Raw genomic sequence first — 20,361 nt, 5'->3', positions numbered from 1 at the left:
ATTATACTTCTATCTAAATAGTATATGGCGGTCTTAAATAGGGATTCTCATCCTTAAACTCGTAATCAACTAACTCCTGATCTGATAATTCCAACAATAATCGGATGTAGCTAGGCAAACACTCATAGGGCATCCGTGTCAAAGACGCATTTCCTTGAGGAACTTCATCCCCTTTAGTCACATCATAGTAGTATTTTTGAGTATCTATTATTTCACAATTCTCCCCTACATACAGCACTTTCACCCAGCTATTATTATAATTAATAGAGATCGAGCTCAATCTATTGTTTTCAAATTCTTTAGAAATTCCGAACTGTACATTGCCTCTACATTCATCAATTTGTATTATTTCCCCCTCCTCATTATACACATATTCTAATCCGTTCTTTAGTCCTTGAAAATAAACTGCTTCACTTTCTATTTTTCCTCTATATGTAGTATAAATCACTCCTGTATAAGGCAGAGTTAAGGCTGGATCTAAATAATAAACCGATTCTCCATTTACATCATCTTCTACATAAAGACAACGGTCAGTATCTTCTAATCTCATGCTGTTTTTATTCACTGTTTTCCTTTTTTAATTATGACCATTAAGTTGAACGCCATTGGTCAAATATTCACAATTCTGACATCTAGCTTTAAGTGGAGGGGTATTATTTCTTTCTATCACTTTGGGTTGTAAATCCCTATTACTTAGACTCATCTCTTTTATAGCGTTATGGTCGACGGGAATACCAGCTTCTCGTCTTGCTTTAATTGCCTGATCTAAAGCTCTGAGCTCTGAATGTGCGGCATACTTCCTATCCGTCACTTCACTTAATACAATTTCTCCCCGCTTTATTTTTTCGTCATACCCTTTAACTAATTGTTTAATGATATCATCCGCTCCACCCTCAATAGATGGGGCTTCAATCCATTTATAATAGTCCGCTTTACCGGTTGCGTTTTTCTTAAAATTAAGTCCATAAAACGTTTTTTTAGAAGCAGGGTCATATAAACCAGACAAGCAGGGTCCTCTATTGTTGGCAGACGTAGTTTTTACAACTCGTATTGCTTCGTCGAGTACCTCTTGCGTCAATGGATAAAAAAACGCAATTACTTTTCCTCCAACACGTACTACCCTCAGCATACCCCCTCGAACAGCTCTAACAAATTTACTAACATTTGCCGATACTTGCGCTATTCTTTCTTGACCGACCAAAGCTTCTGCCGAATGCTTGAACGCTTGAGACACTTCTCCCCTTGCTTGGGGTCCCCTTGTAATTTCCACAACGGCGTAATTTACCAATACCGCAGTTTTGACATCAGTCTCTAAATACTCTTGCTTGTAGTTTTCTATCGTTTTATGAACCGCACGTTCAAGCCCTGCTTCTAGTGCAACTTTATTCTTTGTCAGGTTAGCATTACAGCTAACATCCAGCCAACCTAAGAAAAAATCGGAAGTATCTACTCCAGGCGTAGCACTTGATAAGGCGCAAGACACCCCAACAACTAGATGATTGTCTTGGGTGAATTTCCATACTTCTGTCTTCCACATATCTTCCATTAGGTAATTTGCGGCCCCTTCTATTCCTTTTTTACCTCCACAATTTGCTCCTTCCACAGTCCTACAATCACTTGAGGTTAACTTCCATATCGTCGCTAGATTCCCTGTTAAAAAAACATCCAATAAAACAGAGGATGTCGCAGCTGAATCACTGGATTGCTCCTGGTTCTTCTTTCCTGCTTTTTCGGCATCGTATTGATCGAAGTACAACTTAATACTCCCTCCTCCAACTGAACAACTTGCTTCGGAATGTTCTAATAGGGGCTTTTCTCCATTGATATAATAATTTCCTTTCTTTTCTTTAGACCAAAGCACACGGCTAAAAGCGCATGGCCCTTGTAAAGTTGTACAACTGCCAAAAGGAAGTATATTTTTACCAAAAACATTGTCTTGCGCTGTTACTTGAGTTAATCCATAAACTTTTACATTGCGCTTATTGGCGACTAACTGAGAAGGCATACCGCCTTTGTCACAGACTAAGAAAACTCCCTCAGGAACGTACTTTTTATGTTCTTCACTCATGTTTTCCTTTTTTGATAAATGAGTACTCCTCTTTCTTAAAGCACATGCCTTTAACCTCAAAGTGCTCATTTATTGCAGCGGTCTGATAGGAGCGAAATGCATCAAACACATAGTATGCTTTAGATTTAAAGAGTAAATCAGTTAACGTTTTATCTTCTCCACAGAGCGATTGGAAAATAAACAAAAACTCTTTTTCATCAGGAATTGCATCTACATCCAATGTTCCTTTTATTGTAGCCACAAATTGCTTTTGGTTTATCTTCTCTATGCATAATTCCTCTACTATGGGGAGCTCTAATCCTAATGAGTTTTCTGCCAACACTTTCTTGCGCTCATACTTTTTGGACGCATCAATCGCGTTTAACAGGTGTTTAATACGCGGAAAAAAAAGTGGAGGGAATCCTGTGTAAAACAACATTTGTCTGAGTTTTTCTTCCTCTTGAAGAACCTGTTCATACTGATCAAATAACTCTTCACTATCAGGTATGACCTTAAATTGCTCTTTGAGTTCATTTTTTTCTAGCTTCCATTTAGCTAAAATAGCAGGATGGTTAACGATTTCTTCAACTTCGTAATTTTCGTTCAATCTCACCTCATAATTGGAAAGAATGCGATTTAATCTAGCAGTAAGTTGAAATACAAGTCCAGTACAAGTCTGCTGGAAATCTTCTTCTTGGTAAGTTACAAACCTTTTGTTTTTCCTAACGACCTCTTTATAATGAACAGTCGAAGAATACTCATTTTCGATAAAGATTGTTCCCACTCTTGTTTGAGATTTGCCCTGAACGAGATAAGTGAATATTTCACTTGTTTCATTCAGCCTACTGAAATGTGGTTTATGCTCTTCCATCCTTATATCTCATTCGTATTTACAACACCTCCTGTTAGATTCGTAGTAGAACCGCCTCCTAAATTGGTCTCCGTTGCCCCTTTTACACATAATACGGCTGTTTCACTTTCAACCGTTACATTATCAGAGGTACTTTTGATACTTATTCCTCCATTTTTTGCAAGGGTTTCTATATTTCCACATTCAGCCACAGTGACTACTCCCTCCTTGTCGATGGAAATTCTATTTTTTCCAACTTGAAGGGAAATACTCGTTCTTGCTTCAATGAGGATGTTTCCTTCAGCATCGGCTTTAATCGCAGATTGAGGGGGTTGTTCTTCTGTTGCCCCGACAGATAGGATATGGGCATTACCTGCATGAATGGTATGATTTTTATCTGCTCGTATAACGGCATTTCCATCTCCATCAAAGAGTTGATTTACCGTTCCTTTATCATGGAGTGTTACACTGCCCTCAGCATCGTTAAATTTCAATGCATTGCCACTTTTGCTACTAAAGCTCCTATTGTTGTTATCTTTTCCGCCACCTGCAGCAGCTTCTCCGTGAAACAATCCACCTAATACAAAAGGGCGATCAGGATGATTGCCCACAAATCCCACCATAACTTGATCCCCCACTTCGGGAATGGCTACTAGACCTCTATTCTTACCGCCCTGATCGCTGTGACCTGCATCGGGTGACATCACTCTGATCCACGTTGTATGTTGATCCCTATATTGCCAGTCAAATTGTACTTGTACGCGTCCCATTTGCAATGGATCTGCATGACTTACAACTGTAGCGATCTGCTGTTCAGCTAAGGGCAACGTATAGTCGATTCGCGGAATAAACTCTGCTTGTGCATCTACTGCTTCAAAACGTCCCTGATATTGACCTAATGTGTCAACAGAATGAACTATCGCTGTAATCATCAATGTGGTGAAGTGATTGAGTTCCTTAGTTACTCCATCGAGCATATCGAGCATCACAATACAACCTGGATATAGAAAAGGAACCGTTGTTTCCCCTGATATAACAAACACATCAAGTCCCTCACTCCCAACGACTCCCCTTTGTGCCTGTTGTACCTCTTGATCGGTTGAGGCATCGACTGGCACTAACTGCAAAGAAGGAGTGGTAAATATACGTTCTGACTTTTGATAAGCCGTTTGGGCCAAGGCCCCTTTTAGCTTCAAGGAAGTATTGCTCGAAGCGCTTAATTTTTTATTTGTTTCACTGTTATACCCATATAACAAACGAGTAACGTGTCGGGCTTGTATGCGAATTTCTATATTCTCAACATCGCGCCCATACACCAGTTTAATTGGTTTTTCACCCGCAGGCAAGTCCCCGAAATACAGCTGTTCTCCATCGTAAAAAAACTGCTCTCCATAAGCTTCTGCTGTGCGTGCTAAATAATTATAAGGGGTTTCATTGTATTGACAACTATAAGAGATTTTACAGTTTTTACTCGACCGAACAACAGACTTGTATTTTCCGTTATTTTCATAGCCTTCTCTTAATAGATCACTTACAATAGAGGTAAGAGAAGCTGGTTGATCACCTCCAAAACTTTGAATATTGGGAGCTCGATCTAACAAAATAGTAGGACTATTTCCTTTTAATACTACATATCCTTGGCTCCCATATGCTTGCTGGAAACAAACGTCTGTAATAACTCCATAAAAATCTCGCTCAGGTTTATCCAGGATATGCTTATAATGAATTGTAATTAAAATGCGTTTGCCCAACAAATTTTGAGTCTGCTTCATTTCATAGGTTTCATCCTTAAATGAATCAACAGCAAGTTCTAGGACAAATTCATGATGCGTTTTTATGTGTTGTTTGAGCACTAATTTCTTATACTGTCGTATTACCTCTCCCTCTACAACAATCGTCAACGCTACAAGATGGTTGACCCCTGGCAGATAGTGATCTAAAATAGCCGTTGCATTAGTTGATTCATCCCTAGATAGTTCTGCGCTGGATTCCCCTTGATCTTGAATTGACAAAGCTGCAAACTGGGATACAACATCTTCGATATCATGCTGATACACTGTATCGATCTGATCGCTTTTGTTTCTTTGATTTTTTTGTGTGTTTACTTTCATATTGGTTACGCTTCTATTCGTTTGTTGTTCAAAAACAACTCCTTTTTAGAAGTAAAACACAACAACTAAGCCCCTACAGAGAAATAGTTGAAATAATATAGCATTTGGCAAAAATTATTATTTTTTTAAAGTCCTTAAAATAGGTATGGGATGACTTATAGGAGATCTTGTATACGGTTAAATAAATTTTAAACAAAAAAAAACCGAAAACAAATGTTTTCGGTTTTTTACTTGTGTGGTGCCTCCAGGAATCGAACCAGGGACACAAGGATTTTCAGTCCTTTGCTCTACCAACTGAGCTAAGGCACCCAGTGCTTGTTTAGTTTAAAATTTGTGGTGCCTCCAGGAATCGAACCAGGGACACAAGGATTTTCAGTCCTTTGCTCTACCAACTGAGCTAAGGCACCAGTTTTAAACTAAGATACTAAAAGCTAATTTTGTGGTGCCTCCAGGAATCGAACCAGGGACACAAGGATTTTCAGTCCTTTGCTCTACCAACTGAGCTAAGGCACCAATTGGCTTTTAGTAAGTGAACTTTTGTTCTCTTAAGCGGTTGCAAATATATAATACTTTTTTATTCTTACAAAACATCTAAGTCAATTTTTCTTTAATTATCTTTGTTCAACAAAGCAAAGTAAACATGATCTACACCCTTGATATTGGTAATACAAGAACCAAACTCGCTATGTTTGAAAACGATAGCCTTTTAAAAACCGAGTACCTTTCGACGAAAAACATTCAGAAAGAATTATTGTTTTTTTTAAAAAAAAATAGCGAAAAGCCAAAAATTGTCTTGGCTAGCGTGGGACAGTTGGATACTTCCTTGCTTGATTGGCTTAAAAAAAACACAGAATTAACCCAAATTACACCTAGTACGCCCCTACCTTTGATCAATAAATATAAAACACCTCACACCTTAGGCATGGATCGATTAGTTGCTGCTGCTGGCGCCTCTATTCAATACCCTCAGGTAGCGCGATTGATTATAGACGCAGGTACTTGTATTACGTACGACTTTGTCAATGCGAACAATGAATACCTCGGTGGATCAATTTCTCCAGGATTGCAACTGAGGTATAAAGCCTTAAATGATTATACCGCAAAACTGCCTTTATTGGAAATGGAAGATATTTCGTATTTCATTGGCCAAAATACACACGAATCGATTCAATCTGGCGTTATCAATGGAATTGTTGCAGAAATTGACAATATTATTGACCGTTATAAAAAAGAATATCCTGATTTAACAATAATTTTAACGGGAGGTGATACAGTTTTTTTGGCAAAAAGATTAAAAAATATAATATTTGCTAATCCAAACTTTCTTTCTGAAAGTTTGAACCATATATATCAATACATAATTGAAAATGATAAAAAGAATCATTCTTAGCTTTAGCCTTATTTTATCCGCTCAAGCTTTCGCTCAGCAAGGAACTGCGTCTCCTTATTCGTTTTACGGAATTGGAGATTTAGGTTACAATGGTACAAATGAATATAAAGCTATGGGAGGTAATAGTGTCTATTCAGATAGTTTACACCTAAACTTACTGAACCCTGCTGCTATTAGCCAACTAAAGGCTACGACCTTTTCGGTTGGAAGTACCTCAAAATTCTATAATTTCAAATCGGATCAAAGTTCGGACAATATCAAACGTCAATCTCTTGATTATTTTGCTTTAGGATTACCCCTATCTAAGAAATACAGCGTAATTTTTGGATTGCAACCGTATTCAAATGTTGGATATAAAATCGAAAGTGTAAAAACCAACGAACTCAACCAGATCACCAACAATCAACTAGAAGGAGAAGGTGGAATTAACCGCGTTTTCTTAGGTGCTGGATATGAAATCAACAAGAATTTTCAGGTAGGTGTGCAAGCGAGCTATTTCTTTGGTAACACCAAACACATGAACTTAATAACCATGATTGATGCTGGAGATGGTTTTGCCTTGACGTACCGCACAAACGAAATGCGAAGAATTGACTACAAAGGATACGAAATCCGAGGAGCGGTTCAATATAAAGGAAAATTGAAAGGCTATGATTTTCAAGCAAATGTAACGTATAGCCCAGAGACCAAACTGACTGCGGACAACCTGACGAATTTAAGAATCTTAAATGCCAATGGTGGAATTGTTGACGCAAGAGAAATTTTCAACGGGAGCACTAACTTAAAGAAACCCCAAGAATTCTCTCTTGGAGCTGGTATTGGTGAAAATTTAAAATGGTTTGTTTCAGGACAATTTACTTATGTTGAAAACAGCAAATTAGCCAATAGTTGGAATCAATCTTCTTATTCTGGCTTTAAAGATACTAAACGCTATGCAATTGGTGGGTTCTACATCCCGAAATACAACTCGTTTACAAGCTATTTCGATCGCGTTGTATATCGCGCAGGATTCCGTTATGAAAACACGGGATTGGAGTTAAAAAATCAAAGTATAGACGACTATGCAGTATCTGTTGGAGCTGGATTCCCGTTATTTGGACGCACCTTATCGAATGTAAATATCGGGCTTGAATACGGAAACAGAGGAACAAAAAGCAGTGGATTGATCAAAGAAAACTATTTCAACTTATCGATTGGTTTATCTTTGAACGATTTCTGGTTTATGAAACGTAAATTTGACTAATCCCGTTTGCGCATGTTATTCACTAAGAAAACACCTTTTATTCTTTTAGGACTTTGTGTCCTTAGCTTGTTGTCTTGTGAAAGCAATTTTAGAGATATTCAAAAAATACACAACAAAGCACCGTTTTATCCTGCGGGAATCGCGGAGAATATGCAAGGTCAATTTGTAGATTCAGGAAGAGTTAAAGCCATTCTAGTGAGCAAAAAAATGCTCGATTACTCCACGGTAAAATACAAGTTTACTGAATTTCCTGAGGGTATACACTTAACGTTCTTTGACGAATCCAACAATAAAAATACAGTTGTAGCGGATTATGCTATTCAGTATACTACAACTGAGCTTGTAGATTTAAAAGGCAATGTGGTTATTACCACCCACGACAATAAAAAGCTCGAGTCAGATCAGCTGTATTACGATCAAAAGCGCGATTGGTTTTACACCAACGGAAAATATAAAGCGTCGACAGACAAAGAAAACTTTACCCAAGGCGTAGGCGTTGATTTTGATGGAAAACTCAACGTAATTAAAGCTAGAAACAGCTACGCAGAAAGTATTAAAAAAGAAAACTAGATTATGAAAGCACTACAAATTATACCGTTCCTTTACCTATTCATTGCCGGTCTATTCATATATGACGCAATCACAAAAATTGCAGTAAATGAACCTTTCTCAGCCTATTGGTTGAGTTTTGCCGCCGCCGCTTTGTGTATTTTCATGTTTTTCTTCAGAAGAAAATACAGTAAGCGAATGGTAGATCACTACAAGAAAAAATAACTTTCAATACAAAATATCAAGAAATCGTCGAGCAATATATAGCTAGACGATTTTTTTTTGTGCATTCGCTTGTCTATTATTTTTTATAATTTTATCTTTTTCCCTTACCTAAAGACTGATTTTTACGAGCTAGAATCAAGCTTTAAGTAAAAAATTTTATTTTTTAACAGTAAAATTCATTGAGAAAGGCATTCTTTCTTCAAAATAATGGGTTTACCCCTTTTATTATTAAAGAGATAATTGTATTTTCGCTCTCTGAAAAAAATTACACATAATAAAAAAACATGGCAGTTTTATCAAAAATTAGACAAAAGTCGGCGCTGTTAATTGCAGTAATTGGTATTGCGTTATTAGCATTCGTTATTGGAGACGTAGTTAGAAGCGGTGGTGCTGATACTTCGAGAAATATTGGAAGCGTGAATGGTGAGGACATCAATACGCAAGTCTTTCAGCAAAAAGTTTCCCAAGCAGAGCAAGGGAATCAAATGAGCAGAAATCAAGCCTTTCAAATGGTTTGGAATAACGAAGTGAATAATATACTGCTACAAACCGAATTCGAAAAATTAGGTTTGCAAATTGGAAAAGACCAATTAATAAACGTAGTGAAAACCAACCCTATGTTTGCTAATAGTCCTGAGTTCCAAAATCAATTGGGACAATTTGACATGGCTAAGTTTAACGCTTGGGTGATGGCAATGAAACAAGCCGGTCCTGAGCAATGGCAAGCTTGGTTAAATTACGAAGTTGAACTAGAGAAATTTGGTTTACAACAAATGTATAACGCTATGGTTAAAGGTGGTATTTACACTACTCAAACAGAAGCGAAATACTCATACCAAGGAGAAAACAGCAAAGTAACTTTTGATTACGTTACGGTTCCTTATAGCACTATCAACGATGACGAAGCTAAAGTAAGCGATGATGAAATCGTTAGCTACATGAAAAAACACGAAAATAGATTCAAATCTGAACCTACACGTGAATTGACTTACGCTTACATCGAGAACAAACCGTCAGACAAAGACAAAGAAGAGATCAAAGAAAAAGTAGAAGCATTTTTACTACCTACAGTGCAGTACAATGCGGAAACAAAAAAGAACGATACAATCCCAGGATTTAAAGCAACTAAAGACTTAGCTGCTTTCGTTAACGCGAATTCTGATGTGAAATTTGACAGTGTATACTACGCGAAAAAAGATCTACCATTAGAGTACCAAGAACAACTATACAACCTTCAAGCAGGAGAAGTATTCGGTCCTTATTTATTTAATGACCACTACTGTATTTCTCGTATCGTAGGTAAAAAACCAGGTGCTCGAGTAAACGCAGCTCACATTTTGATTTCTTATGCTGGGGCACCACAAAGTGCAGCAACAAGAACAAAAGAAGAAGCTAAAGCTAAAGCAGACGAAATTTTGAAAAAAGCTACTGCTGCTAACTTTGCTGAATTAGCAAGTGCTGAATCAGAAGATCCAGGATCAAAAGCGAACGGAGGTAAATACGAAGATATTGCCAAAGGTCAAATGGTGAAACCATTCGAAGATTTCATTTTCAACAATGCCCCTGGTAAAATAGGTGTTGTAGAAACAAATTATGGTTTCCACGTGATTCAAGTGTTAGGAAAGTCTGAAGGAGTACAAATTGCTACTTTAGCTAGAAAAGTAGAAGCTTCTGAAACGACTGCTGATGAAACATTCGCAAAAGCAACAGCAATTGAATCTGCAGCGAGCACAGCTAACTTTGTGGCAGAAGCAGAAAAAGCAAATGCAATCGTTCAACAAGATGTAACTGTTCGTCCTTTTGACGAGTACTTACAAGCAGTTGGATCTAGAAGCGAAATCGTTTCATGGACATTTAACAAAGATTCTAAAGACGGAGATGTGAAGCGTTTTGATATTCCTGACGGATACATCATTGCAAAATTAACGTCGAAAAACGATACTGGTTTATTGCCGATTAAAGAGGCTAGAAAAATAGTAGAACCTATTTTAATGAACGAGAAAAAAGCAGTAATCATCAGACAAAAAATGACTGCTTCAACCGTTGAAGAAGTATCAAAACAAACCAATGCTTCTGTTGCAGTAATCATGGATGTAACAAGACAAAATCCATTAATTACAAATATCGGAAACGAACCATTAGTAGTAGGTACTGCATTTGGAACACCTGTAAACCAAAACTCAAAATTGATCGATGGTATTAAAGGAGTTTACATGGTAAAAACAACGAGAATTAATCCTGCACCAGAATTAGATCACTATAATAGCTACAGAACAAAAACGGATAACGTAGTTCGCGCAAGTGCTTCGAGTAAAGCATTACAAGCTTTAAAAGATCAAGCAAAAATTAAAGACAATCGCATTGGAATTATCCAATAAATCATACCAAAAGCCACCTATGTTTAGGTGGCTTTTTTTATTCCTTTTCGTTTAACTAAGAAAAATACCTTATTTTTGCCCCCGAACCTATATATTAATACTATACATATGAAAGCATACGTTTTCCCTGGTCAAGGTGCTCAATTCACAGGAATGGGTAAAGATTTATACGAAAGCTCGCCGATTGCAAAAGAGTTATTCGACAAAGCAAATGACATTCTTGGCTTCGATATTACAGCCATTATGTTTGAAGGAACTGCAGAACAATTAAAAGAAACAAAAGTTACGCAGCCTGCTGTATTTTTACATTCGGTGATTTTAGCTAAAACAATCGAAAACTTTAAGCCGGAGATGGTTGCTGGACATTCATTAGGCGAATTCTCTGCTTTAGTTGCCAATGGGACTTTAGCTTTTGAAGATGGCTTGCGTTTAGTTTCTCAACGCGCCCTGGCAATGCAAAAAGCATGTGAAATCACTCCTTCTACCATGGCTGCTGTATTAGGTTTAGATGATGCAATCGTAGAACAAGTATGCAAGGAGATTGATGGCGTAGTGGTTGCTGCGAATTACAACTGCCCTGGTCAATTGGTTATTTCTGGTGAAACAGGAGCAGTAGAACAAGCCTGTGAAAAATTAAAAGAAGCCGGCGCAAAAAGAGCACTATTACTTCCTGTTGGTGGTGGTTTCCACTCGCCAATGATGGAACCTGCACGTGCTGAATTAGCTGCTGCAATTGAAGCAACTACATTTAACCAACCAAGTTGTCCCGTATATCAAAATGTACCTGCAGCTGCTGTAAATGACCCTGAGGTAATCAAAAAGAACTTAATTGTACAGCTAACTGCACCTGTAAAATGGACGCAATCCATTCAACAAATGATTGCTGACGGAGCTACTAGCTTTACAGAAGTAGGCCCTGGAAAAGTGTTAACAGGCTTAATCAAGAAAATTGACAAAGACGCTGAAACATTCAATAGCTAAAAAATCAATTAACAATACAAAAAATCCTTGATCCCAAAACATCAAGGATTTTCTATTTCATTATAAATTGTGGAGAAATTATCACTTCAAGAGTGGGTATTAATTTTTACCTTGGCGAGTCTTACAGCATTAGGACCATTAGCCATTGACATGTATTTACCTGCTTTTACTAAAATAGCAGCCGATCTACAAACCGAGGTTAGCTATGTTCAAGTTTCCTTGTCAACATTCTTAGGGGGTTTGGCTGTAGGTCAACTCTTTTGGGGGCCAATTTCGGATAAATATGGGGCGAAAAAACCGATTATCCTTTCGCTAAGCATTTTTATCCTCACCTCTTTTGCTTGTCTTTATGTCACAGATATAAAAATGATGTGGGTGTATCGCTTTTTACAAGCCTTTGGAAGTAGCGGTGGACTAGTCATTGCACGCTCTATTGTAAACAAGCGTTTTGACAAAGACAAAACCCTAAAAATATTCAGCATCTTGGCACTCGTAGGAGGCATTGCTCCTATTGTTGCGCCCATCCTTGGAAATGCAGTATTGGAACACTACGATTGGCCGCATATTTTTACCGCTATGGGGTTATTTGCGCTATTCAGTATTGCAATGACGTTTACCTTCCTAAAAGAAGACTTTTCGAATCGCCTACCTACGCTAGAAGTTAAGTCAATCGCCCAAAACTATATCAAGTTATTTGAAAACAAAACATTTATCACCTATACCCTTATTGGGAGTATTGCCTTCAGTTGCTTGATGCTCTATATTTCCAATTCACCCGTTTTAGTAATGGAAGTAGGGGGATTGAGCAGCAGTGCTTTTAGCCTTGTTTTTATGGTGAATTCTTGCGGATTGATGTTGGGCTCATTCCTTACCTCTTCTTTTTTGAGAAAACGTCTAGAACCTAAACAAATCATCACCTTAGGAACGAGCATACAGCTGATTGCTGCCCTTCTATTACTTGGATTTATTTTGATAGAAGCATCGATTTATTACCAGCTTGTACCCCTTTTCTTTTTTGTACTGCCCTTAGGAATGCTCTTCCCTACATCTACTACATTGGCCCTTTCGCCATTTAAAGCAGAATCCGGAATTGCCTCTGCCCTTTTCGGTGCGTCTCAATTAGCCTTTACCTTTTTAACCTCGGTACTGCTGAATACCTTAAACAACGGATCCATGCCCATTGTAGCCTTATCCTTGGCCGCTTGTGCCCTGTGTTCGTTATTGATTAATACAACAACCAAAAGAATATAAACGCAAAAAAGCCTTGATCACTCAAGGCTTTTTTTATACTTCTTTTGAAACGATTAGGCGAAAAACGCTTTAATCTCCTCTGTAATAAATGCAATTTGATCTTCCTCAAGCTCAGAATGCATTGGCAGAGACAATACTTCCTTCACCAATTGATTCGTAACTGGGAAATCTTCTTCTTTGTAACGTGGATCCAAGTAAGCCTTTTGATTGTGTAAAGGAATTGGATAGTAAATCGCACAAGGAATTCCCTTTGACTGTAAGTGCGCCATTAAAGCATTGCGATCTGCATTGACAATACGCAATGTATATTGGTGGAACACATGGCTGTCTTGGTCACCTGTTACTTTTGGTGTAATGATGTTTGGATGATTAGCCAAAGCTGCAGAATACTGAGTAGCTGCTGCTCTCCTTGCTGTATTATACTGGTCTAAACGCGGTAATTTCGCATTCAACACCGCTGCTTGTAAACTGTCTAAACGCGAATTTACTCCAACTACATCGTGGTGGTAGCGCTCGTACATTCCGTGGTTTACTATACCGCGAATAATATGAGCTAAAGCGTCGTCATTTGTAAAAATAGCACCACCATCTCCATAACAACCTAAGTTTTTAGAAGGGAAGAAAGACGTTGCTCCAACGTGTGCAATCCCACCTGTTTTCACTTTTCTACCATCAGAAAACGTATAGCTAGCTCCAATCCCTTGTGCATTGTCTTCAATCACAAATAAATTGTGTTCCGCTGCAATATTCATGATTTCTTCCATATTAGCTACTTGCCCAAATAAATGCACTGGAACAATCGCTTTTGTTTTAGGTGTAATCGCTTTTTTAATTGCATCTACAGAGATATTCAAACTATCAGGACAAACGTCAACCAATACGGGTGTTAGTTGCAATAATGCAATTACCTCAACTGTAGCAGCAAAAGTAAAATCTGCAGTAATCACCTCATCACCAGGCTGTAACCCTAGCCCCATCATTGCAATTTGCAATGCATCTGTTCCATTTGCACAAGGAATAACGTGCTTCACTCCTAAATACTGCTCTAAATTCGCTTGAAAAGTGTGTACTTGTGGGCCATTGATAAATGCCGAAGTTTCTAACACTTCTTGGAACGATTGATTTACTTCTTCTTTAATTCCTTCATATTGACTTTTTAAGTCAACCATTTGAATTTGTTTCATCGCCTTGGATTTAGTATCTCTAAGTCTCCTGCTCCTCTTATTGTTTTGGGGCAAAATAACTTGGTTATCGATATGTTTTACAACCACAAAAATACTAATTTCTTTACTTCAAAAATCTTTTCTTTACTAAAAGAAGTGTAATTTCGCTAGATAAACTATTCTATATGTTATTTCTTTACAATCTACTTATTCATATCGCGACGGCTTTCTTGCCTGTTGTTGCTTTATTCAATACTAAGATTAAGTTATTTGTTCAGGGACGAAAAGCGTCTTTTTCTATTTTACGCCAAAAAATCCAACCTACAGACCGCGTATTTTGGATTCACGTTGCCTCATTGGGAGAATACGAACAAGGCTTACCGATTATGGAAGCCCTAAAACAGCAATTCCCTACCCATAAAATTGTATTGACCTTTTTTTCACCATCGGGTTATGAAGTAAAGAAAAACAACGCTTTGGCAGATGCAACCCTGTACCTTCCGATGGATACCAAACAAAATGCAAAGACTTTTTTAAAACTTACCCATCCCGAAAAAGTGTTTTTTGTCAAATATGAATATTGGCCGAATTACCTCAACCAGCTCAAAAAACAAGGAATAGAAACCTATTTAGTGTCTGGAATTTTTCGACCAGATCAAGTGTTTTTTAAATGGTATGGCAGCTTTTATAGAAAGGCATTATCCGCCTTTACATACTTCTTTGTACAAAACAAACAGTCCCAACAATTACTCGCTAGTTTAGACATACACCACAGTCAGGTAGTGGGCGATACGCGCTTTGACCGAGTAAGTCAGATCTTAGAACAAGACAATACACTTCCTTTTTTAGAGGAGCTGACCCATGGAAAAACAAAACAAACTCTTGTGGTAGGAAGCTCTTGGCCGCAAGATGAGAAAATAATCCTGGATTACATCAATCAAACAACCGATCAAGAATTAAAAGTAGTCCTTGCTCCGCACAATATCAAACCCGATCAAATCAAACAATTATACGAATCAATTCAAAAACCCAAGCAACTTCATTCACAATATCAAGCAGGAAGCACAGATCTGACGCATGTACAAGTTTACCTCATTGATGCTTATAGCTTATTGACAAAAGCGTATAGTTATGCGAGTATCGCCTACGTTGGTGGAGGATTCGGCGCTGGCATACACAACATATTGGAGGCTGCCACTTTTGGTGTACCCATTTTAATTGGTCCTAATTACAAGAAATTCCAAGAAGCCAAAGACTTGATTCAACTGGGAAGTTGTATAGTTATTAACAATGAAGCTGACTTTATCAACAATTTATCAAAGTTATTAACAAATGATGACTTGCGTTGTGAATTAAGTAAGGTGAGTTCTGACTTTATCCTAGCGAATAAAGAGGCAACATCTAAGATCATAACACACATAACAAACATATAGCCAATTACTTATAATGAAAATATCGCACTAACCACTTGTACATAGTTATTAACAACCACTAGCACTAACAAGTATTATAATTGTTGATAACTATCTGAAAATTCCAAGTTAAACGAGAATAGCACATAAAAAAAGGTAAGTAAACGCTGTTGTTTACTTACCTTTTATACTATGAATTAATAATTACACTATAGGTAACTTATAGAAAGTTAGAGGTATATATAAATTAGTTTAATACCGAACGAGCAAGATAAGTCAAAATATTCATTGTCACAATAGCTCGAGTCTAAATAATGTGAAGCTATCGAATCGAAGTTCTCATTTTTACTGTTCCCCCTTCTATTTACGAAACCCATCGCTTTATTTGTATCCTGCACAGGCAAACCCCTGTAATATCCTCTTTTTTTTAACAGGCTAAAGTATCCACTGCCCCAGGACATTACCTAGGTGGTATAAAAAACACTAGCTCAAACTCCGTTTTACTACGTTTTTACTTACCTTCCTTATTAAAATATCAATTTTCTTCTATTTTGCTTTGACAAACATCTATTTTTTTGTCAAAATAGACATAAAATAAAGGATGTACAATCAAACGTTCTTCCCTATTAAACGAATAGTTGTATCTTGCCTCGAATAAAAACATAACGAACAATTTTATGAACTTAAGACTTAAACACGCATTTAAACTGCTCGTTGCACTTCTTATTGTTCCCGTTTATGCACAACAAGGAGGAATGTGGATTCCGTCATTGTTAGAGGGAATGAATGAGAAAGAAATGACGACATTAGGAATGAAAATGTCCATTCAAGACATCTATGATGTGAATCATTCGAGCATGAAAGATGCTGTACCTCATTTCAATGGAGGGTGTACCTCTGAGGTTATTTCGGCACAAGGATTATTGTTGACGAATCATCACTGTGGATATGGGCAAATCCAATCGCACTCTTCTGTAGAGCACGATTATTTGGCCGATGGCTTTTGGGCACAAACAAAAGCGGACGAATTGCCGAATGACAATTTAGAAGTTACCTTCATTGTGCGCATTGAGGATGTTACGGAAGCTGTAATGCACGGAGTAAAAGCCAAAGACACGGAACTTCAAAAACAAGAAAAAATTAATGCAAATATTTCTCGTACCGTTGCTACTTTCCCTAAAAAAGATTGGCAAGCGAACAAAATTAAATCGTTTTACGAGGGGAATCAGTACATTTTATTTGTAACAGAAACCTTTACAGACGTTCGTTTAGTAGGGGCTCCGCCATCATCTATTGGGAAATTTGGTTCGGATACGGACAACTGGGTATGGCCGCGTCATACGGGAGACTTCGCTTTGTTCCGCATCTATGCAGACAAAAATAACCGCCCTGCTGCCTACTCTAAAGACAACGTTCCTTATACACCCAAGCACTTTTTCCCTATTTCACTTGATGGTGTAGCACAAGATGATTTTACCATGGTGTTTGGTTACCCTGGGCAAACACAAGAATACTTGCCTTCTTATGCTATTGAGCAAATCATCAACGATTTGAATCCAGCTAAGATTGGAGTACGTGATGTTGCTTTAAAAATTACGGATGAATATATGCGCAATGATCAAGCGATCAAAATTCAGTATGCATCTAAATACGCAGGAACTGCAAACTACTGGAAAAAGTGGATTGGCGAGAGTCAAGGCTTAAAAAAGAGCCATGCAGTAGCAGCTAAAAAAGCGTTTGAACAAGACTTTACTGTAAGAGCGAAGAAAAGTAAAAACGCTAAAGAATATACGACTATACTGCCTAAATTCGAAAAATTATACCAAGACATTGCTCCTTATGCTTTAAGTAGAGATTATTTCATGGAGGTTGCCTTGAGAAATGGTGAGTTATTAGCTACAGCTTGGAGATTATTTGCGGTAGAAAATGCGTTGAACAACGAGGCTCAATTCCAAAGCAGAAGAAACAATTTGTTGCAATCACAGGAGCGCTTCTACAAAAACTACAATAAAAATGTAGATGAAGATGTGTTCAAAGCAATTGTTCAACTCTATAAAGAAAAAGCACCAAAAGAACATTTAGCGCCAACTTTAGTTGATGCAGACGTTGCTGCCCTTACGAAAGAAATTTACAGCCAAAGTAAATTGACGTCTTATGAAGGATTGAAAGAATTATTACACGGTGATGCCAGCCAAGTAAAATCGGCATTAGCAGCGGATAAAGGATATGTATTTGCCAAAAGTTTAATCCAAAACTACCAAGCGAATATATTGCCAAAATACGAAGCATTAGACCTTGAAATTAAAGCGTTGCAACGCACGTATATGAAAGCGCAATTGGAACTTTATCCAGATGCTAGAATCTTCCCTGATGCAAACAGTACTTTACGCGTAACTTATGGTAAAGTTGATGGCTATGCTCCAAAAGATGCTATTTACTATGAGCCTGTAACTCACTTAGAGGGAATCATGGAGAAATACGTTCCTGGCGATTACGAATTTGACGTACCAGCCAAGTTGATTGACTTGTATAATGCAAAAGATTATGGAGCCTATGCAGAAGATGGAAAACTTCCTATAAACTTTATTGCGACCAACCATACAACTGGAGGAAATTCAGGAAGTCCGGCCATTGACGCATATGGAAACCTAATCGGATTGAACTTTGACCGCGTTTGGGAAGGTACTATGAGTGATATCTACTATGACCCAGCGATCTGTCGCAATATTATGGTCGATGCACGCTATATTTTGTTTATTATTGACAAGTTTGCAGATGCAAAACACCTAATAAATGAGATGAAATTGGTAAATCCCAAAAATGATAAAAAATAAATAACTGATTTTCAGGTATTTGCAAAATAAATTTTTATATAAAAATATTTTACAAAAACAAATCATTGAATGATTTATTTTCTATATTTGTATCGAATTAATAATTAACTTTTATAACTTTAGTAAAATGAAAAAAATCGCATTAAGCATTGCTTTAGTAGCTATGATGGGTGTATCTTTTGTTTCTTGTAAAGACACTGCAAAAGAACCAGCTCAAGAAGAAGTAACAACAACTCAAGAAGAAGTAGTAGCTCCAGTTGAGGAGGCTCCTGCTCAAGAAGAGGTTGTAACTGAAGAAGCTCCAGCTACTGAAGAAGCTCCAGCTACTGAAGAAGTTGCTAAATAATTTTAGCTAGCAATAAAAAAAAGCTCCCACAAGGTGGGAGCTTTTCTTTTTTATACTCGTTTCGTTTGATTCAATTTTAGCAGTTCTTCGATAATCCCTCTTTCATTGGATAAACGTGGTACTTTGTGTTGACCTCCTAATTTATCATGCTCTTTTAACCAATCATAGAATAACCCTTGACGCGCTTGGTGTAAAACCAAAGGATTTAGTGTCATATTATTGTAACGTTTAGCTTCGTAATCAGAATTTACTTCCTGTATACACTGATCTAATACTGTAGCAAACTTGGCTAAATCGTCTGGTGCTTTTGTAAACTCAATAATCCACTCATGTGCTCCCTTTTCTCGATCAACCATAAAGATTGGAGCAACCGTATATTCTGCAATTTCAACTTGAAACAAAGCAGATGCTTTTGCTAAGGCGCGATCTGTATTTTCTACCATTAATTCCTCTCCAAAAACGTTGATATGGTGTTTGGTGCGACCTGTGATCTTAATGCGATATGGCAATAAACTCGTGAATCGAACGGTATCCCCTATCAAATAGCGCACTAAACCTGCATTTGTTGTAATCAACATGGCATAGTTTTTCCCTAATTCAACATCGCGTAGGGAAACGATTTTTTGCGCACTTGATCCAAAGGTATCCATGGGAATAAATTCATAGAAAATACCATAGTCTAGCATCAACAATAGCTCGTTGCATCCATTTTGATCCTGAATGGCAAAGAACCCTTCTGAGGCATTGTAAATTTCATAGTATTTGAAATCAGCACTTGGCAATAATTTGTGGTATTGATCTTTATACGGTTCAAAACTAACGCCGCCGTGAAAATACACCTCAGCATTAGGCCAAAGGTCAAGCAAACTTCCTTTTCCCGTTTCTTGCATAATTTTATTGAATAGCACTAACATCCATGAGGGAACCCCCATAAAACTAGTAACATTTTCATCCCTAACTTCTTTAATAATAGCATTCATCTTGGTTTCCCATTCTGACATTAACGAGGTTTTGTTTGATGGTGTACTGCTAAATTCGGCCCAGAACGGCATATTGTCAATGAGGATAGCCGATAGATCGCCAAAGACCGTATTATTGTCCTCATACAGCTGTTTACTTCCACCTAAACGCAAGCCTTTTCCGGTGAACAGCTGTGAGTTTTCATTGTTGTTTAAGTACAAACAAAGCAAATCTTTAGCCGCCTTGTAATGACAATTTTCCAAGGCTTCGTTGCTTACAGGAATAAATTTACTCTTAGCATTGGTCGTTCCACTTGACTTGGCAAACCAACGAATGGGGTCGGACCAAAAAATATTGTTCTCCCCTCTTCTGGCTCTTTCTATATATGGTTCAAATGCCTCATACGTATAGATTGGAACTCGTTCTGAAAATGTTTCATAACTTTTAATACTAGCATAATCATACTGCTTTCCTACTAGTGTCTTTTCATTTGCTTTAATCAAACTTAAAAACACATCGTTTTGTACCTCATTTGGGTATTTTCGAAATAAATCTATTTGATGAATTCTCTTCTTCAGAATCCAGGATGCAATAGAATTAACAATTGTCAGCGCCATATCT

At 37.5% G+C, this 20,361-nt stretch carries 16 protein-coding genes and 3 tRNA genes; 10 read left to right on the top strand and 9 right to left on the bottom strand.

Translation table 11 applies throughout. From position 1 onward, the window contains the following. Positions 1 to 13: 13 nt before the first annotated feature. The 7 genes from H4K35_RS01520 to H4K35_RS01490 all read right to left on the bottom strand — a co-directional run bounded on the left by H4K35_RS01520 (position 14) and on the right by H4K35_RS01490 (position 5,521). Positions 14 to 550 carry a hypothetical protein gene (locus tag H4K35_RS01520; RefSeq protein ID WP_182625616.1) on the bottom strand — a complete coding sequence of 179 codons (537 nt, stop codon included), beginning with the start codon at positions 548 to 550 and terminating at the stop codon, positions 14 to 16. A gap of 27 nt (positions 551 to 577) precedes the next feature. Then, positions 578 to 2,068, bottom strand: a complete 1,491-nt coding sequence (locus H4K35_RS01515) for a PAAR-like protein (RefSeq protein WP_182625615.1) — start codon at positions 2,066 to 2,068, stop codon at positions 578 to 580. Next, positions 2,061 to 2,918, bottom strand: a complete 858-nt coding sequence (locus H4K35_RS01510; RefSeq protein ID WP_182625614.1) for a hypothetical protein — start codon at positions 2,916 to 2,918, stop codon at positions 2,061 to 2,063. Before H4K35_RS01510 ends, H4K35_RS01515 begins: the two co-directional genes overlap by 8 nt. A 2-nt stretch (positions 2,919 to 2,920) precedes the next feature. Continuing rightward, the gene (locus H4K35_RS01505; protein ID WP_182625613.1) at positions 2,921 to 5,008 is read right to left on the bottom strand and encodes a type VI secretion system Vgr family protein; all 2,088 of its coding nucleotides are present in this window, start codon (positions 5,006 to 5,008) and stop codon (positions 2,921 to 2,923) included. 236 nt (positions 5,009 to 5,244) lie between these two features. Further along, positions 5,245 to 5,317, bottom strand: a tRNA-Phe gene (locus H4K35_RS01500). A 25-nt stretch (positions 5,318 to 5,342) separates the two neighbouring features. Next, positions 5,343 to 5,415: transfer RNA gene (locus H4K35_RS01495), tRNA-Phe, on the bottom strand. A gap of 33 nt (positions 5,416 to 5,448) precedes the next feature. Next, positions 5,449 to 5,521 (bottom strand) — tRNA-Phe (locus H4K35_RS01490). A 127-nt stretch (positions 5,522 to 5,648) separates the two neighbouring features. Between H4K35_RS01490 and H4K35_RS01485 the strand changes: the two genes are divergently transcribed. The 7 genes from H4K35_RS01485 to H4K35_RS01455 all read left to right on the top strand — a co-directional run bounded on the left by H4K35_RS01485 (position 5,649) and on the right by H4K35_RS01455 (position 13,025). After that, positions 5,649 to 6,398, top strand: a complete 750-nt coding sequence (locus tag H4K35_RS01485) for a type III pantothenate kinase (protein ID WP_182625612.1) — start codon at positions 5,649 to 5,651, stop codon at positions 6,396 to 6,398. Further along, positions 6,376 to 7,641 (top strand): hypothetical protein, encoded by a 1,266-nt coding sequence (locus H4K35_RS01480; RefSeq protein WP_182625611.1) that lies wholly within the window; start codon positions 6,376 to 6,378, stop codon positions 7,639 to 7,641. Before H4K35_RS01485 ends, H4K35_RS01480 begins: the two co-directional genes overlap by 23 nt. Positions 7,642 to 7,653: 12 nt before the next feature. After that, positions 7,654 to 8,211 carry an LPS export ABC transporter periplasmic protein LptC gene (gene lptC, locus H4K35_RS01475; protein WP_182625610.1) on the top strand — a complete coding sequence of 186 codons (558 nt, stop codon included), beginning with the start codon at positions 7,654 to 7,656 and terminating at the stop codon, positions 8,209 to 8,211. A gap of 3 nt (positions 8,212 to 8,214) precedes the next feature. Beyond that, positions 8,215 to 8,415 (top strand): hypothetical protein, encoded by a 201-nt coding sequence (locus H4K35_RS01470; protein ID WP_182625609.1) that lies wholly within the window; start codon positions 8,215 to 8,217, stop codon positions 8,413 to 8,415. A gap of 284 nt (positions 8,416 to 8,699) precedes the next feature. Continuing rightward, positions 8,700 to 10,793, top strand: a complete 2,094-nt coding sequence (locus H4K35_RS01465) for a peptidylprolyl isomerase (RefSeq protein ID WP_182625608.1) — start codon at positions 8,700 to 8,702, stop codon at positions 10,791 to 10,793. A 108-nt stretch (positions 10,794 to 10,901) separates the two neighbouring features. Continuing rightward, positions 10,902 to 11,774 carry an ACP S-malonyltransferase gene (fabD, locus tag H4K35_RS01460; protein WP_182625607.1) on the top strand — a complete coding sequence of 291 codons (873 nt, stop codon included), beginning with the start codon at positions 10,902 to 10,904 and terminating at the stop codon, positions 11,772 to 11,774. Between the two features lie 69 nt (positions 11,775 to 11,843). Further along, complete coding sequence (locus tag H4K35_RS01455) at positions 11,844 to 13,025, top strand: multidrug effflux MFS transporter (RefSeq protein WP_182625606.1); 1,182 nt, start codon at positions 11,844 to 11,846, stop codon at positions 13,023 to 13,025. Between the two features lie 53 nt (positions 13,026 to 13,078). On the opposite strand, the gene H4K35_RS01450 is transcribed toward H4K35_RS01455, so the two are convergent. Then, entirely contained in the window at positions 13,079 to 14,209 is a 1,131-nt protein-coding gene (locus H4K35_RS01450) for a DegT/DnrJ/EryC1/StrS aminotransferase family protein (RefSeq protein WP_182625605.1), read from the bottom strand. Positions 14,210 to 14,373: 164 nt separating this feature from the next. Here H4K35_RS01450 and H4K35_RS01445 point away from each other — a divergent pair, with 164 nt between their 5' ends. From H4K35_RS01445 to H4K35_RS01435, 3 genes are all read left to right on the top strand, one after another. After that, a complete protein-coding gene (locus tag H4K35_RS01445; protein ID WP_182625604.1) occupies positions 14,374 to 15,621 on the top strand; it encodes a 3-deoxy-D-manno-octulosonic acid transferase in 1,248 nt (415 codons plus the stop codon). A 656-nt stretch (positions 15,622 to 16,277) separates the two neighbouring features. Then, positions 16,278 to 18,434, top strand: coding sequence for a S46 family peptidase (locus tag H4K35_RS01440; RefSeq protein WP_182625603.1), 2,157 nt, complete (start codon positions 16,278 to 16,280; stop codon positions 18,432 to 18,434). A gap of 127 nt (positions 18,435 to 18,561) precedes the next feature. Further along, a complete protein-coding gene (locus H4K35_RS01435; protein ID WP_182625602.1) occupies positions 18,562 to 18,780 on the top strand; it encodes a hypothetical protein in 219 nt (72 codons plus the stop codon). 50 nt (positions 18,781 to 18,830) lie between these two features. On the opposite strand, the gene H4K35_RS01430 is transcribed toward H4K35_RS01435, so the two are convergent. Beyond that, on the bottom strand, positions 18,831 to 20,357 hold the full coding sequence (locus H4K35_RS01430) for a GH3 auxin-responsive promoter family protein (RefSeq protein WP_182625601.1): 1,527 nt from the start codon (positions 20,355 to 20,357) through the stop codon (positions 18,831 to 18,833). Positions 20,358 to 20,361: the final 4 nt, after the last annotated feature.

Source organism: Myroides sp. NP-2 (genome assembly GCF_014145665.1).
In the GTDB taxonomy this organism is placed as follows: Bacteria; Bacteroidota; Bacteroidia; order Flavobacteriales; family Flavobacteriaceae; genus Flavobacterium.
This window is presented reverse-complemented; position numbering and strand designations above follow the sequence as displayed.